Origin of the sequence: Streptomyces sp. E11-3 (assembly GCF_046540415.1) — a bacterium.
GTDB lineage: Bacteria > Actinomycetota > Actinomycetes > Streptomycetales > Streptomycetaceae > Streptomyces.
Window position 1 is genome coordinate 1 of sequence record NZ_JAZGRL010000250.1, and the last position, 598, is coordinate 598.

At 70.9% G+C, this 598-nt stretch carries 1 protein-coding gene; it reads left to right on the top strand.

The window, feature by feature from the left end; all coding sequences use genetic code 11:
* Positions 1-369 (top strand): GNAT family N-acetyltransferase (locus U9R90_RS36685; RefSeq protein WP_411061850.1); only part of this gene is annotated, 369 nt, incomplete at its 5' end.
* Positions 370-598 lie beyond the last annotated feature (229 nt).

Genomic DNA, 598 nt, shown 5'->3' on the forward strand with positions numbered 1-598 from the left:
GCCGGGGTGCGGGCGGGGGACGCGGCACTGCGGGCCGGTTACGTGGACGGGCGGCTGGCCGGGCTGGGGTACTGGGTGCGGTACGCGCGGACCACCCATCGGCCGCATGCCGACCTGGAGAAGGTCGCGGTCGCCGAGTGGGCTCAGGGGCGCGGTGTGGGGCGGGTGTTGACCGCTGCGCTGGTGGACGACGCGCGGCAGGCGGGGGTCGAGGTGCTGACCCTGGACGCCCGTGAGGACAACGAGCACGCGCTGCGGCTCTACCGGGCGTTGGGGTTCAGTGAGTACGGGCGGCTGTCGGCCTTTGTGGCCGTGGGTGAGCGTCGGTACGACAAGGTCTTCTACATGGTCGATCTGCGGCGCGCGTGAGGTAGCGCGGCGCGGCACTCACTCCGCCGCGAGGCCAGCAGCTGCTGAAGCGGTCCCTCCGGTAGCGGTTGCCGTATCGAGATCCACTCGCAACACGGCATACGGCTCCAATCGTCCGCCCCGTACGTCACTGTCACAGGACTGCTGACCTTGGGGGCAACGTATGGGACATCAGGCACGGGTACGGGGATGGGGACGGGGGCGGGGGCGGATACGGGGCTCGCTGGTG